The sequence below is a fragment of the Enterobacter sp. PP-008-ECC_S150 genome, from assembly GCF_045257065.1.
Taxonomy (GTDB): Bacteria; Pseudomonadota; Gammaproteobacteria; order Enterobacterales; family Enterobacteriaceae; genus Enterobacter; species Enterobacter chengduensis.
On sequence record NZ_JBJHHG010000011.1, the window covers coordinates 15,002 to 29,280 of the forward strand.

At 56.1% G+C, this 14,279-nt stretch carries 20 protein-coding genes; 9 read left to right on the forward strand and 11 right to left on the reverse strand.

What is annotated here, in order from left to right:
* Window positions 1-2 precede the first annotated feature (2 nt).
* The 9 genes from ACJBF3_RS13330 to ACJBF3_RS13370 are packed head-to-tail and all read right to left on the reverse strand — an operon-like array spanning window position 3 to window position 6,726.
* The gene (locus ACJBF3_RS13330; RefSeq protein WP_111763638.1) at window positions 3-824 is read right to left on the reverse strand and encodes a phage minor head protein; all 822 of its coding nucleotides are present in this window, start codon (window positions 822-824) and stop codon (window positions 3-5) included.
* Window positions 805-2,301 (reverse strand): DUF935 domain-containing protein, encoded by a 1,497-nt coding sequence (locus ACJBF3_RS13335; RefSeq protein ID WP_133982260.1) that lies wholly within the window; start codon window positions 2,299-2,301, stop codon window positions 805-807. Before ACJBF3_RS13335 ends, ACJBF3_RS13330 begins: the two co-directional genes overlap by 20 nt.
* Window positions 2,301-3,824, reverse strand: coding sequence for a hypothetical protein (locus tag ACJBF3_RS13340; protein ID WP_080073957.1), 1,524 nt, complete (start codon window positions 3,822-3,824; stop codon window positions 2,301-2,303). Before ACJBF3_RS13340 ends, ACJBF3_RS13335 begins: the two co-directional genes overlap by 1 nt.
* Window positions 3,821-4,366: a DUF3486 family protein gene (locus ACJBF3_RS13345; protein ID WP_011410682.1), complete on the reverse strand. Its 546-nt coding sequence runs from the start codon at window positions 4,364-4,366 to the stop codon at window positions 3,821-3,823. The genes ACJBF3_RS13340 and ACJBF3_RS13345 overlap by 4 nt, the downstream gene beginning before the upstream one ends.
* A complete protein-coding gene (locus tag ACJBF3_RS13350; RefSeq protein ID WP_006122433.1) occupies window positions 4,366-4,677 on the reverse strand; it encodes a hypothetical protein in 312 nt (103 codons plus the stop codon). Before ACJBF3_RS13350 ends, ACJBF3_RS13345 begins: the two co-directional genes overlap by 1 nt.
* Entirely contained in the window at window positions 4,670-5,002 is a 333-nt protein-coding gene (locus ACJBF3_RS13355) for a hypothetical protein (RefSeq protein ID WP_406545179.1), read from the reverse strand. Before ACJBF3_RS13355 ends, ACJBF3_RS13350 begins: the two co-directional genes overlap by 8 nt.
* Complete coding sequence (locus ACJBF3_RS13360; protein ID WP_045329639.1) at window positions 4,999-5,649, reverse strand: hypothetical protein; 651 nt, start codon at window positions 5,647-5,649, stop codon at window positions 4,999-5,001. Before ACJBF3_RS13360 ends, ACJBF3_RS13355 begins: the two co-directional genes overlap by 4 nt.
* Window positions 5,633-6,361 (reverse strand): transglycosylase SLT domain-containing protein, encoded by a 729-nt coding sequence (locus ACJBF3_RS13365; RefSeq protein WP_045329752.1) that lies wholly within the window; start codon window positions 6,359-6,361, stop codon window positions 5,633-5,635. The genes ACJBF3_RS13360 and ACJBF3_RS13365 overlap by 17 nt, the downstream gene beginning before the upstream one ends.
* Window positions 6,362-6,375: 14 nt before the next feature.
* Complete coding sequence (locus tag ACJBF3_RS13370; RefSeq protein ID WP_023304068.1) at window positions 6,376-6,726, reverse strand: putative holin; 351 nt, start codon at window positions 6,724-6,726, stop codon at window positions 6,376-6,378.
* 247 nt (window positions 6,727-6,973) lie between these two features.
* Between ACJBF3_RS13370 and ACJBF3_RS13375 the strand changes: the two genes are divergently transcribed.
* Together ACJBF3_RS13375 and ACJBF3_RS13380 are read left to right on the forward strand one after the other, a co-directional pair.
* Window positions 6,974-7,738 (forward strand): DNA adenine methylase, encoded by a 765-nt coding sequence (locus tag ACJBF3_RS13375; RefSeq protein WP_023304069.1) that lies wholly within the window; start codon window positions 6,974-6,976, stop codon window positions 7,736-7,738.
* 12 nt (window positions 7,739-7,750) lie between these two features.
* On the forward strand, window positions 7,751-8,026 hold the full coding sequence (locus tag ACJBF3_RS13380; RefSeq protein ID WP_023304070.1) for a hypothetical protein: 276 nt from the start codon (window positions 7,751-7,753) through the stop codon (window positions 8,024-8,026).
* A gap of 98 nt (window positions 8,027-8,124) precedes the next feature.
* Here ACJBF3_RS13380 and ACJBF3_RS13385 read toward each other — a convergent pair whose 3' ends face one another.
* Window positions 8,125-8,694, reverse strand: a complete 570-nt coding sequence (locus tag ACJBF3_RS13385; RefSeq protein ID WP_023304071.1) for a hypothetical protein — start codon at window positions 8,692-8,694, stop codon at window positions 8,125-8,127.
* A gap of 57 nt (window positions 8,695-8,751) precedes the next feature.
* The gene (locus tag ACJBF3_RS13390) at window positions 8,752-9,117 is read right to left on the reverse strand and encodes a helix-turn-helix domain-containing protein (protein ID WP_050582480.1); all 366 of its coding nucleotides are present in this window, start codon (window positions 9,115-9,117) and stop codon (window positions 8,752-8,754) included.
* An 81-nt stretch (window positions 9,118-9,198) separates the two neighbouring features.
* Between ACJBF3_RS13390 and ACJBF3_RS13395 the strand changes: the two genes are divergently transcribed.
* From ACJBF3_RS13395 to ACJBF3_RS13425, 7 genes are read left to right on the forward strand one after another with little or no spacing between them, the layout of a single operon-like run.
* Window positions 9,199-9,387, forward strand: a complete 189-nt coding sequence (locus tag ACJBF3_RS13395) for a DNA-binding protein (RefSeq protein WP_023304072.1) — start codon at window positions 9,199-9,201, stop codon at window positions 9,385-9,387.
* 54 nt (window positions 9,388-9,441) lie between these two features.
* On the forward strand, window positions 9,442-9,747 hold the full coding sequence (locus ACJBF3_RS13400) for a helix-turn-helix domain-containing protein (protein WP_023304073.1): 306 nt from the start codon (window positions 9,442-9,444) through the stop codon (window positions 9,745-9,747).
* Window positions 9,748-9,756: 9 nt separating this feature from the next.
* Window positions 9,757-10,686: a hypothetical protein gene (locus tag ACJBF3_RS13405; protein ID WP_023304074.1), complete on the forward strand. Its 930-nt coding sequence runs from the start codon at window positions 9,757-9,759 to the stop codon at window positions 10,684-10,686.
* Window positions 10,679-11,032, forward strand: a complete 354-nt coding sequence (locus ACJBF3_RS13410; protein ID WP_023304075.1) for a hypothetical protein — start codon at window positions 10,679-10,681, stop codon at window positions 11,030-11,032. The genes ACJBF3_RS13405 and ACJBF3_RS13410 overlap by 8 nt, the downstream gene beginning before the upstream one ends.
* Window positions 11,029-12,822 (forward strand): DDE-type integrase/transposase/recombinase, encoded by a 1,794-nt coding sequence (locus ACJBF3_RS13415; RefSeq protein WP_023304076.1) that lies wholly within the window; start codon window positions 11,029-11,031, stop codon window positions 12,820-12,822. Before ACJBF3_RS13410 ends, ACJBF3_RS13415 begins: the two co-directional genes overlap by 4 nt.
* 10 nt (window positions 12,823-12,832) lie before the next feature.
* Window positions 12,833-13,999 (forward strand): ExeA family protein, encoded by a 1,167-nt coding sequence (locus ACJBF3_RS13420; protein ID WP_045329641.1) that lies wholly within the window; start codon window positions 12,833-12,835, stop codon window positions 13,997-13,999.
* Window positions 14,000-14,001: 2 nt separating this feature from the next.
* A complete protein-coding gene (locus tag ACJBF3_RS13425) occupies window positions 14,002-14,271 on the forward strand; it encodes a hypothetical protein (protein WP_023214064.1) in 270 nt (89 codons plus the stop codon).
* Window positions 14,272-14,279: the final 8 nt, after the last annotated feature.

Genomic DNA, 14,279 nt, shown 5'->3' on the forward strand with positions numbered 1-14,279 from the left:
CGTTATCCTCTCAGTTCCTGCTGTGCCAGTGGTTGAAGCGTACCCTGATAGCGGGCAAGGTCGGGACGGTATGCAGCCCCCGGCGCATAAGACCAGCCGACGTCGGTGGCCACCTTAGTGGTGCCGGTATTGAAGGTGGCGACGTTCTGCATCTCGCCTGTTTTCTCTGAGACCAGCTTCAGCTCCCATCCCATGGCTGAGCCAGAACCTGACACCTTCAGGCCACGGGCACGCACATCCGCCGCGCTCAGGGCAATCACGCCACAACGGCAGCGCCAGCCGTTCGGCGGGTAGAACGCCTGCCAGAACGGGTCATCATAGCGCAGCACCAGACCATGCAGCGCCAGATGGCTCTTGCGGGTATGGCTGTCGTTGATGCCGGTATACATCCAGTACGGCCTGTCGTCGACGTTCTCCATCTGCTCGGCCCAGCGACCGGCGCTGTAGAGTACGGACATATTGGTGCGAAAGATGGTGTCGAGCCGCCACGGGCTGCCCTGCTGGATGGTGACCGGCTCGCCCGTTACCGGGTCGGTGGTGTCACGTGGCCCCCACCACCCCTTGCGCTGCAGTTCTGGCTCCAGCTCCTTACGGAACCAGCGGTCTGTTTTCCCCTCATCCAGTGCCTGCTGAAGGCGGCTGCGGATATCTTCCAGGATATCAAGGCGGGTCACTTTGGCGACGGTAAAGGCGCGGGCATGGGCATCCTGCCACATCTCCTCCCAGTCCCACGTGAAGCTATACCCTTTGGACTTCAGGTAACTGATAGCCCGCTTCGGGGGAAGCGTCATGCAGTACGCCAGTTCAGCCGTGGTCACGCTCATGCAGACGCCCCCAGATATTTGCCACAAAGAGAATACGGGCCAGCCGTTCCTGCAGGTCGTCCGTGTTCATCTGCGGGTACAGCTCGGCCAGCTCACCCAGCAACTCAGACGGGTTAACGCCGTCTTTCACCTGTTCAAAAAGCGGCTCCAGCACCGGCGCAAGCACGCCGTTTAACGCTCCACCGTTCATCAGAATATCAAGCGCATCATCTAGGTCCTGCTGGGCCTGAAAATCGGCATCAATGGCCTCGGCGAACGACAGCGGCAATGTGTTCTTCTGGCGCTCTGACGGTGGTGTCTCATCAATATCGCCGTCCTGCAACTGGTACTCACGCTTGAAGTATTGCGGGGTGAAGACCACACCGGCGCGGCTGAGTTTCTCGTCGCGGGTCGCCTGGGTATCATCGACCGTTCCCTGTTCCCACATCTTCCAGACGGGGCTGGCCACATCGCCAAAGTTCATCGATACCGCCATCCTGATGGCCTGATTCACCGCGCTTTCCACGATATCAGCGTCAGCGTCACGGATATCATCGGTGACCTCCAGTCCGGCCTGCGCGGAGGCGCGGTTACTGTTGGCCTCGGTGGTCTGGTTCTGCCCCAGCAGAGCGATGGAGATTTCACTGCGGGCAAGCGTGATCAGGTTCTGATAAATATCGCTGCTGTCGGCCTTGCCTGCGGCCTCCTTAATTTCAATGGAGGAATCGTCAGGGATAGCGGCCACCGCGTCTTCCACCATTGCCTCCATGGAGTCCAGCAGCAGGTCAATCTCACCCTGGGCCGTCCCGCGCGGATGCTTGCCGATAACCCACGGTGAGCCGTACTTCTCGGCAAAGCGCACCCAGAATTTCATGCCGCCTTTTTTGAATGTCACGGGCCAGAAGCACATCGACAGGTCAGGGAAGCCATACGGGTTGTCGTAGGTCGCGTCCTGACGCGGTACCACGAACTTGTTCAGCGGTACCGGCTCGCCTTCCAGCCCGGCGTCTTTAGCACGAAAGCGCAGCAGATTGTCATTGTCGAACTGGAACCACTCCGGTGGCTTGCCCACGATATCGGCGATGCCCCAGGATTTAACAGAGCGTCCCCACATGACCTCACAGGGCTGATACCCGTAGAGAACGGCGTCGGTCATCTCGCCGATGATACGGGACAAATCCAGATCGTCGAGCATATCCCGGATGAAGCTGAATACCCGCGCCGGGGCATGACCGCGCTCAAGACCACGCTCCAGCGACTTGACCGCCGCCTTACGCCTGCGGATGCAGCCGCCGACCAGCGGGTCGGTACGCAGCTCGCGATAGATGCGGATATCCCGGCCCTGAGATTTCAGAATGGGGTCAGGGTTAGGCAGGTACATCCCCAGCCCGAAGAAGTCGATGGAGCGGCTGCGCGAGGCGATCTGCTCCGTCAGCGTTTTAGTGGGTTCGGTAAAAGAGACAAACTCATTGGGTGAAACCCAGAGTCCACGGGCCATCAGTAATCCTCCAGCATACGGGCCGCCTGACGACGACGGCGTGAGCTTGCCTTCACCGGCCCTTTGTTAATTTCACGGCTGGCGAAGTACGCCAGCGCCAGTGCGATGGCTGAATCCCCGTGACGCTTGCCACTGTCAGACTTCGCTTTTGAGCGCTGTTCCGGCACGCGGGGAACGCCGTTTACCACCTGAACGGCCCGCAGGTCATCCAGCGTGTCTTCATCCTTCGGTAAATCCACCAGGTTGCCATCTTCCAGCGCAGCCTTGACCGGCGGCATATGCTCGCGATACCAGTTTTCAGTTGGCATCACCTGCTTAACCCGGCTGGAGCCGTAGCGCTGCATGGCGTATTCGGCGAGGTAAGAGCCGTTACCACGGGCATCAAGCGCCGCGCCCATCAGGTTTGGCAGGCCGTCCATCAGATACCACGCGATTTGCTCCTGCTGTTTGAACGGCACGTTGCGCAGCTCCAGCACGAACGGTACGCGACGTACCAGGTTCTTCTCCTGCAACAGGGGATAGTCCACCGACAGGTCACCGCTGCGGCCAAAGTCGCGCCCCAGGAAAGAACGTGCGTCAGCAGGCAGCGCCTCCAGCAATGGTTTGAGGTGTTCGACCAGCCAGTCCTGCGTCTCGCTCCAGCGGACGTCGTCGGGCTTCAGCTCGTAGCCCTCCGGGCAGGTCAGGCGCAGCACCGGTGTGTCAGCCGACATACGGGACTCAATCAGGGCGCGGGACAGCCAGGCGCCGCCTCCGTTGGCCGGGACACAGTCAAGCTCCTCGGATGCACCGGCACCGTAGAATTTGTACACCGATGCCATCCACGCCTGCTCGGACGCTTGCGACCATTCTTTCCCGGTACGCAGGCAGACGCGGTGGAACAGTCCCTCCGCCACGGCCTCCTGGAAAGTAATACGATGTACGCTACCCCCCTGACGTCCGGCCCGGATATCACCGATAAGCGTATTGAACGGGTTATCGTCACCGTCATGGGTGGAGATAACGCGCACCTTGCCACCCCAGATAAGCATCGCCAGCGCCGCCTTCAGCAGCTCGTCCAGTTGCTCATGGAACGCCGCTTCGTCGATAACAATGATGCCCTGACGGCCACGCAGGTTAGACGGACGACTGGAGAGCGCGACAACGCGGAAGCCGGAGTCGGGAAACTTGATGGTATAGGTCTTGATGTGCTTGTCGTCTTCGTCCTCTTCCCAGAAACCTTCTTCGATTTCACTGGCAGCATAGTTGAATGCCCGCGCCCACATCGCACACGCCTGGATGTATTCGACGGTCATGTCCTGGTTATAGGCGATGTAATACACGTTCATCCCGCCCGCAGGCGCTGAAGAGGCTGCGGTCAGCACATCATCGGACGCCTCAGCCCAGGTGATACCGGTTCGGCGGCTCTTCTCAATCACCTTGAGCGGCGACGTATCAGCCACCCAGCGCTGCTGGTAGGGCATCAGAACGGCGGGGATATCCAGCGCCGAGGTATCAGGCAAAACGGGAGCAAGCTGACTCATGTGGCAATCCCCAGAATTTCACGGCGCAGCGCCTGTACTGCATCGGTTGACAGTCCCCCCTTACGGGCAATTTTCTCGGCGTTGCTGGCTGCCTGCTGCGCTCTGGCCCTGACTTCGGACTGGAACTTCTTGAGGTTGACGGACGCGCGGGACAGCGTGGCCACGTTCTTCGCCACCTTCGACAGCAGCGCCACGCGCTCTTTGGGGTCGACTTCGCCTTCTTCCGCTTCCTGCAGCTGGACAATACTCTCGAACAGCTCGGTCTGAATCAGGGCGATCACCGCCTCCGAACGCGCATCCTGATCGTCAGCAGCTCCCTCGGTCAGCATGCGGGCCGCTTCGGTAGCCGCACGGATAGCGCCATAGCGGCGCTCAATCTTCTGGCCATAGCGATGGATAGCCGATTTGCTGATGACGTAACCCTGCTCACGCAGCAGGGACTCCAGCTCGTTATACCCGCTGAAGCCGGATTCAGTCAGCGCCCGCTCAAGCCAGCGACGCACATCTTCCGGCAGCTTTTCTATCGTACTGCGTCTGGCCATTATTCACTCCAGTACTTTTCCGGGCGGGCGATGCCGGGGCCGCATTCCACGGTGTATTCCACCAGGTCGACGCCAAGGCGGGTCAGGTCGGCAAACCAGTCACCGGAGGGTTTTTTCTCCAGATCTACCATCTTGCGGTCGGCCAGATAATCCAGCTCACGGCGCAGCTCCAGCGGCGTGGTATCCGGGTAGATGGCGCGGGATACATCCAGCAGCAGCGTCTCGCTGGCGGTATACGGGCGGGTTTTGTTCAGAGCAACCAGCAGACTCCAGCGCAGGGATTCCCGGCGCACGCGGGCGATATCAACCATGGTGACCTCCTGTATGACGGCACTGCTGTACCACTTCCAGTTTGTTGTAGAGTGCGTCCAGCTTGGCCTCGATGACCGTCTGGCCCCGGATGTAATCCTCGCGGCGGACGTAGTTCAGCGGTAAATCCGCCTTAAACCGCATAAATTCTTTTTCCAGCTCGCCCCAGTTGGAGGCAGACTGTTGCAGCGACTGCTCAAGGGAGGCGAACCGCGCCGCCTGACGCTCCTCCGCTTTACTGAACAGCCACTTGGCCATACCGCCGACAAAGCTCATGAAGGTGATGAGAAAGCCCACCACCGTCCAGAATTCAACCTGCAACGTCATTTCTGTAATCCTTCCCGTTCGTCCAGCAGTTGGTTTATCTGGCTGCGCCAGATGCGGCACTGCTTCGCGTTGTCGATGATGTTGGCGAGGACGTCGCGCTGGGAGACGCCTGAGTCGCGTAGCCAGGCGTCAGCGGCTTCAGGTTGCCCGGACGCTGCGCGAGCGCCGGTGCCAGCGGCGGCAGTTGTGTCTGAATGACCGGTGCCGACGGATGCGTTGTCATATCCGAGCGCGGCGTTGTACTGGCGCACGAAACCGCGAGTAAACACGCACTCAATGGGATGGCTCTTGCCTTTTTCATCAATCCAGCGCTGTGTGACATCGTTAATTTGCCCCTGTAATTGTTTGTTCTGGCTCTCAAGCTGAGCAATCTGCTCAAGGTAACTGGCTTCGGCCTGATGGCCTGCGGTAACCTGATCCTGATACCGCTTTGCCCAGGCCCGCAGCGCAGCGTTCTCAAGCGTCGTTTGTTCGGTTTTGTAGGTATCAAACGCTGACTGCAGCCGACTGAGCGCTGCGTCACCGTCACGTTTTGCGTCCTTAGAACCGTCGTGATAGCCCCAGCGGTTCAGCCCGTAAAGAACAGCCACCAGAACAAGCGCCAGCAGCATGCCGCGCCACGGTAGTCTTTTAACCAGGTTCCACACAGCTGCTGCCTCCCCATGTGAGATAGCGCGGTGCCAGTTCCCGCAGAATGCGCTGCGGGTAGTGGCGGTTCTCACGCCAGCTGGCGGCGCTGCGTCCGGCATTGACCGTGGCGACATGACCAAACCAGCGGGCGCTGTCCAGCCCTTTCTGCGATGCCAGCCGTTTGTCACGCTGCACCCAGCCCAGACCGCCGTTGTACCCCGACAGGGCCATGGCCATCCGCTCACAGTTGTTGGCGGCGCTTACTCGCTCCCATAGCCAGCGGTCATAGCTGACCAGCGCCCGGATAGCCCATGCAGGATTGAACGGCTCGCGGCTCTTAAGCCCCGGCATTAGCTGGCTTATCCAGTCGGCAGTGGCGGGCATAAACTGCGCCAGTCCCTGAGCACCAACCGGTGAGACCGCATCAGGTCGCCAGCCGCTTTCCTGATGCAGCTGCGCGGCAAAATCGGCCACCGGCGCAGACATCCCCCATTCAAGCCGGGCATTACGGATCACATCGTCGCGATACTGCAGCGCGGCCTGCGGTGGCTGGGCTGCGCGGGCCTGACTGAAGAAGCCGCCACACCACAGCAACCAGGCTACCGTTGCTGAACCAAAGAGCTGCCACCAGAAACTGTGCTTACCCGTGCGAGCTTGCCCGTGGCGGGCAAGCTCGATGCCAAGCCCCAGCAATACCAGCACGGCCCAGACAACCTGAGGCCAGTACATATAGAGGGTCATCGTTAAAGCCCCATCGCTACGGCCAGACAGACTGCGGCAACAATCAGCGCACGGCGGATCAACGCAGCGGAAAAGACCAGGTGAAGGCCAGTCTGGACGGGGAAGCGACCATCAGCCATCAGCCTGTCATCGTGCTTCAGGTACTGACCGGGGCGGGCTTTGGGGAAAAGCGAACGGTCAAGCCAGTAGCCCAGCACAGCCGCCAGCGTGATGAGCGACAGCTTGTAGACAACCACCGGCAGCTGCTGGGGCGAGACCAGGCCGATGGTGCCGAGCAACAGCACAGAGGTCAGCAGCCAGCCGCTGAGGCGGGGCTTTTTAACAGAGGGAATGAATTTTTTCAGGTTTTTCATGAGCGTCTCCTTGTGTAGTGGAGACAGCATCACAAATGGTCGGGGAAAGGGATTTTAAACAGCGTTAATAGTGAGGATGCGGACGAGAACCGCATGATGGCTTTGAAAGAACGACCAGCCTGGTGCGGTAACACCAGGCTGGTCATCAACCCACAGGTATGCACTGTGAGCCGACCAGGGTTCAGTCAGTCTCGCGAGACCAGACTAGCCTGCCATATTTTCATTGATTGCAAAAGGCTTACGGATAATGAAAGAACAATCTTTACCCATCGTCCCATGGATTGGTGGTAAACGTCGTCTGGCGAAGCATATTTTACCGTTGTTTCCGGCCCATACCTGCTATGTGGAGCCGTTCTGCGGGGCAGCTGCGCTCTATTTCCTAAAGACTCCCAGCAAGACCGAAGTCATTAACGATATCAACGGGGAACTGGTGAACCTCTATCGGGTGGTAAAACATCATCTGGAAGAGTTTGTCCGCCAGTTCAAGTGGGCACTGGTCAGCCGTCAGATATTCAAATGGCTGCAGGACACGCCGGAAGAGACGCTCACCGACATACAGCGGGCGGCCCGGTTCTACTACCTGCAGAAACAGGCTTTTGGCGGCAAGGTGGCCGATCACACGTTCGGAACCTCCACCACAAGTGCGCCGCGCTTTAACCTCCTGCGCATCGAAGAAGAACTGTCGATGGCACACCTGCGCCTGTCCAGAACGCTGATAGAGCATCTGGACTGGCACCAGTGCATAGAGCGTTATGATCGCCCCCACACGCTTTTCTACTGTGATCCACCGTACTGGGGAACGGAAGGCTATGGTGTAGATTTCCCTATAGGTAACTATGTCCACATGGCGGAGCTGGCGCGGAGCATCAAAGGTAAGATGATTATATCGGTGAACGATATCCCGGAAATGCGGCAGGCATTCAATGGCCTGAATATTCAAACCGTTGACATCAACTACAGCCTGGCGGGTAAGCCATCACCGCGCCAGGAACTTGTGATATGCAATTTCTGAAAGGAGAAACGCATGAGTTCAGCAATCAATAAGCCCAAAGCCTCATACTTAATGGGAATAACCTGCGATGAGTATGAAACTGCAGCAAAAATCTACACACTTAGCGTCAATGCCGACAATCTGGCAAAGGCAATAAGAGAGATGCAGGCCGCGCTTGAGCGGGTAGAGAAAACGCCGCGAATGCCCCCTGAAGATAAGCTGAAAGGAATACTCATTGGTCAGATAAAATTAACTATTTCCCCCAATCCCAATAGCCATGCGGGCTTGCTATCAGGCCCCTGTTGTTGATGGGCTGTGACACCGTCAATGCGTAAAAAATGATACTCAAGGGCGGATTTAAATCGCCCTTACTTCTATTAGAACTGCACGTGTTTTTAAGCACTTTCCTAAAAAAAGAAGTGAATCACTGCCCAGATAACTAAGGTGATGACGACCAAGCCAACCGCAAGCTCAAGCTTATCTTTAGATGTCATCTTGGCTACAGCAACAGAAGGGGAATCTGGCTCTTTAGTCGATGGATTTTCAGCTGAAGCATCCAAATTTTCAACATGCACCTTATCGGTTACAGGCAAATTATTTGCGTTATCGAAAGCGATTGACTGCAGCTTTAAAAAGGTTTTTGCATCCGTTTTAGCTAGAAGCTGCCTATTCCCCGTGAATGCCGCTTTAAATGTTATGGTCTTCTTTGTCTTATCTGCTGCGCCAAGCAAGCCTCCAATGACCAAACCCGCGCCACCAAATATTAGCCCACCAAGGATACCTGTGCCTGCGGCCTTACCTATGCGGCTTTCCACCTCACTGTCTGCAATTTCAATTGATAGCAGCTCTTCCTTCGGGTTCAGCACAATAGCATCAGGGAAGCCTTGTTTAGGTTTTTTACCGAAGACAATAGTGCCAAAGCCAAAACTTGCCCATCCCTTGGGAAAATTTCCTGCAATAACCTGAATACCCGCCATGTTGGTCTCCTTTTTCTTATACATCCAGCTTATTCTGCATTAAAGATTCAGAGCATATCATGATGCTGTTTTTGTTTTTTTGCTCACCTTTCCCTGTTCCGCCAACGCAAAGGCTGTACGCTCTAAAGCCTTTTTGTCTGAATCATTTAAGTGCTCATAGTTGTCCAACAACGCCGCCTGCCGAGTTGTTAAGGAAGGTCTCTCTACAATAGACCCTGGAGCACACTGACCAGTAAGTATGTAAGTAACATCTATGCCCGCTGCATCCAAAAGAGCCAATTTATCTAAGGGCGTATTGCCCTTTTCCATCCAGTTGTAAATCGTCGCACGAGATATGCCCGTTAACTTAGCAACAGTTTGAGGGCCGATGCGTTTTAATTCCTCAACTAGACGATCGTGAAGTTCTTCTAAAATAATGGACATATACCTTGCTCTGTCTAATTTTTTAGACAATAATCTAACACACATAGTACAAACATAGTTGTATCAACCAAGGAGACAACAATGACTGCAGACCAAGTCAAAACGCTCTTCCGCCAGCGGGGAATTACATTCACCCAGTGGGCAGAAGAAAACGGCTACAGCCGTTACGAGGTCTACCGCGTTCTCAACGGTCAGACCAAGGCTCGGTACGGTAAATCCCATGAAATCGCTGTGAAGCTTGGACTTAAATCAGCAGCCCAAGCCGCCTGATGATTTTTTGTCTGCGTAAAAGGTTATCACATATTGCAAAAAGGGGAATGTGACATGAGTAAGGCAAATGTATCCAGTTCTGGCTCCCGCATTCTGCGCGTTCTTAAAGCACTGCGCGGTCACGCTCTGAACGGGGTTTCTAACGGTGAACTGGCATCAGCTCTGGGAGAGTCTCCAGCCAACATCAACCGCGCCCTAAATACCCTGATTGAAGAAGGGCTGGCGCTCAAGCTTGAAAACGGGCGTTTTGCTCCTGGTGTACAGCTTTTGCAAATCGCCATGGCCCATAACAATGAAATGTCCCGCGCACAGGGGCGCATCGACGAACTTAACCAGCGTGTACTGGCTGGTAGCCGCTAAGGAGTAACAATGGCTCGCACAAAATCACAACATGCTGAACTTGCACCTGACGTGGAGCTAAATCCCGAACTGAAAGCGACTCAAAATCTGATGGCGACAGTAACCAGCCAACTCAGTGATGAACGTGATCTGCTGAATCAGCTTCTTGGTCAGGCACAGATGGCTGATGCATTTGAGCAATTTTCCCGAACAGTTCGGACTTCTAAACTGGCATTTGTTAAAGAAAACAAGCTATATCGCAATCTAAAGGGCAAGAAAACACCGAACGGTTCGGAGTTTTCGGGCACATGGGATGAGTTTTGTAATGTTCTCGGAATCTCCGTTGATAAAGCAGATTTAGATATTGCCAACCTTACCGCCTTCGGTGAAGAAGCCTTAGATTCCATGTCCCGCATGGGGATTGGTTATCGCGAACTGCGCCAGTTCCGCCGCCTGCCGGACGACCAGAAAAGCGCCCTCATTGAAGTAGCCAAAGAAGGCGACAAAACGGCCCTGCTGGAGCTGGCCGAGGAAATGATCGCCAAGCACACCAAAGAGAAAGAAGACCTCAAAACCGACCTCGAAATCAGCCGCCAGACGCTGGCCGAAAAGAAAGATGAGATCAACGTTCTCAAAGATCAGGCTGATGAACTCAAGGCGAAACTGACGCGTCGTGCAACTACAGAGACGCCTGATGAAGAAGGTCAGGCGCTTGAAACGGAAGCCACTGGCTTTAAAAGCGGCGTACTCAGCGCTCTTATCAACCTCAAATGCGGCTTTGAGGCACTGGCCGAACACGCAGAACGTACCGGCATCAGCCACACCCATATCATGGCAGGACTGCTTGATGATATCGAAGCCCGTGTAGTCGACATGCGTCAACAGTTTGACCTGCCTGACTTCCGCGAGATTGACAGCATGCCGGACTGGGTGAAAGAAGCACAGGAAGAGGATGAATAACATGGTCGCGTCACATCTGACACCACCAGTAAGAGAACGGGAACCGCAGGAAAGCCTTTACATGGATAGCCCGGAAGTTCTTGGACACGCGCTATGCACTCTTGTACCAGACATGATGGCGGGATTCTGCATCCTGACCAGTACTGGAGAAATCAGGATTTCAGCACCCGATGCGCATGCATTTGCCACCGCAATGGAAACGTTACTTCTGGAAAAAATTCACTATATCCAAAACGAACGCTGTCGCTGCTCTGCCAACAAACGGGCTGTTGAGATTGCGGAGAAACTTCACGAGAACAGTGAGAAATGGAAGCAATGGCAACAAAAAGCGAAGGCTGAATCATGAATCCAGCGCTGACGCAACGGCTTGTCAGCATAGCCGCCGCCGCTGACGCAGCCGGACACGGTGAAAAAGAGGCGGTATACCGGGCAGCGTGTGAAGAATTACAGATGTCACGCGCCACCCTGCTGAAAAAGCTTAAGGGGGTACGGATGAGCCGACCACGCAAACAGCGCTCAGATGCCGGTAAAACGACGCTGACCCACGATGAGATGCTGACCATCTCCGGGGCGTGGCTGGCGTCTCCCCGTCCCGGCAACGGTAAGAAAGGCTACAGTCTGGAGGATATTGTGGACGGATTACGCGATAACGGTCTGATTATTGCTGGCCGCACCGATACTGAGACCGGGGAGTTTTTCCCGCTCTCAATTGACGCTATCAGTCGCGCCCTCCGCCAGCATCGTATGCACCCCGACCAGTTACGGGCACCATCTCCTGCACTGGAGCTGGCCAGTCTGCATCCAAACCACGTCTGGCAACTGGATGCGTCCATCTGCGTGCTGTATTACCTCAAAAATCCGGCCAAAAGGGCAAAAGGGGACACCGGTCTGCGCGTCATGAGCGCGGCAGAGTTCAACAAAAACAAACCCCGCAACCTTGACCGTATCGTCAATGACCGGGTGTGGTCATTTGAAATCACCGACCACACTACGGGCTGGATTTACGTCGAGTACCGCTTCGGGGGAGAAAGTGCCGTCAACTTCCTGGAAGTGATGATTAACGCCATGCAGGAACGCGGCAGCGCCGACGTACTGCATGGGGTGCCGAAAATTCTGTTTACCGACCCCGGCTCTGCGCTGGTCTCGGCCTCGCTGCTCAATATGTGCCGGGCGATGGGCATCCGCACCATTCAGCATAAGGCTCACAACGCCCGCGCCACCGGTTCGGTGGAAAAGGCTCGTGACATTATCGAACGCAAGTTCGAGGGCGGCCTGCGCTTTCTCAGGGTGGATGATATTGATGAACTGAACCGGCTGGCGCGTCTCTGGCGTATGAAGTTTAACCGCACCGCAATCCATAGCCGCCACAGCATGTCGCGTACCGATGCCTGGCTGAGAATCACCGAAGAGCAACTGGTAAAAGCCCCGCCTCCCGAAATCTGCAGGGAACTGGCCATCTCTGCACCTGAAGAACGCACCGTTACCGGCAAGCTGCGCGTACCCTTCAGAGGCAAGGAATACGATGTGTCTGACGTTCCTGGTGTGTTCGTCGGTGACAAAGTACTGGTTGCACGCAATCCGTGGTCAGACGATGAAGCGCGGGTCGTTATCGTCAATGATGAAGGCTTTGAGACCTTCCACGTTATTCACGCGATACATAAAGATGAACTCTGGCAGTACAGCACCAGCGCACCGGTGATTGGTGAAGAATATCGACAGCTGCCGGAAACTGTTACCCAGACAAACCGCGATCAAGTGGAACAACATACCTACGGCACCGCCAGCCAGGAAGAAACCGAGGCGGCGAAGAAAGACAAAGCCCTGCCGTTCGGTGGTCGCTTCAACCCTTATCTGGACATTGAGCGCGATGACCACCCGGCCTACATGCCTAAACGCGGTCAGGCTTCAGATGTGCGCGGGCCGCGTATCGAGCAGCGTCCGCTGACCCATGTGGAGGCGGCGAAAGCCCTGCGCGAGAAGTTCAGCGCTAACGGCCATACCTGGACGCCGGAACATTACCGCCAGTTAGCGGCACAGTACCCTGATGGCGTACCGGAAACCGCGCTGGATGAGGTCATGGTCACCCTGACCACTCCGGCCCGTAACAGCGTTATCAGCATCGTTAACGGTAACTGAGGAGGAAGGCATGCTGGTACTGAAGCAACAACTGAAAGAGGCCCGCATCCCGCAGGCGGTGGTGGCAAGAGCCGTCGCCGTTTCCGAGGCCACACTGGCCCAGATTGTGAACCATAACGAGTGGCCCCGCACCAGTACGGAGGAGGTGCGCCAGCGTCTGGCGTTATATCTGGAAAGTCAGGGGATTGATACAGCGAAGAGTTTTGATGCTGCACAGGGCGCTGTCACGCCCCGTACAGCGGGTACTACCGATAAAACCAACCTCAGTGAGGAAGAGAACATGTTACTCAAAAAGCAGGTGTTATTTCCAGCAACTAAAAAAGCGTTTGGCCTTTTCCGTGACCCGTTCGCCGATGAAGCCATGCAGGGCGCGGACGATGTGTTCACCACGCCGGATATCCGCTACGTGCGTGAGGCGCTGTTCCAGACTGCCCGCCACGGTGGCTTTCTGGCGGTTATCGGCGAGTCCGGCGCGGGTAAATCCACGCTGCGCCGCGACCTGATTGAACGCGTTAACCGTGAGAACGCGCCGGTGATTGTCATAGAGCCATACATCATCGCCATGGAAGACAATGATGTGAAGGGCAAAACCCTCAAGGCGGCAGCTATCGCCGAAGCCATCATCAGCACCATAGCGCCACTGGAAAGCATCAAACGCAGCCAGGACGCCCGTTTCCGCCAGCTGCACCGCGTTCTGAAGGACAGCAGCCAGGCGGGTTTCAGCCATGTTCTGGTGATTGAGGAGGCCCACAGTCTGCCCATTCCGACACTGAAGCACCTTAAACGCTTCTTTGAACTGGAGTCCGGCTTCAAAAAGCTGCTGTCCATCGTGCTGATTGGCCAGCCTGAGCTGGCGGACAAACTGTCCGAACGCAACATGGAAGTCCGTGAGGTCGTCCAGCGCTGCGAGGTGGTTGAACTACTGCCGCTGGACAACAGCCTCGAAGAGTTTCTGACGTTCAAGCTGCAACGCGCCGGTAAGCAACTGGCCGACATCATGGACGCCAGCGCAGTGGAGGCCATCCGCGCCCGCCTGAGTAATCTGGGCAGTAACCGAAAAAGCATGGTCAGCCTGCTGTATCCGCTGGCCGTCAGTAACCTGGTGATAGCTGCCATGAATCTGGCTGCTGAAATCGGGGTTCCGCAGGTCAACGCCGACGTCGTCAAAGGGGTTTAATCATGAAATCCATCGCCGATATCAACCAGCAAATGAGCAAGGTGCAGTCCGCCATTATGGCGCTCAACGCCATGAACACCACCGTGCAGAGCGTCATGATTGCGGGCAGTAAGCCGGTTATCCGTATCGCCCGCAACGGGCACTGTGCCCGTCTGCTGGAGCAGGGCAAAGCGAGTTATACCCATGTTGGCCATGACGGCTCAGGGCGCTTTCGTCAGGGCGTCTTTGAGTTGCATGGCTGCCGTATTACCTGGTCAGAGTCATTACATTAACCATAAGG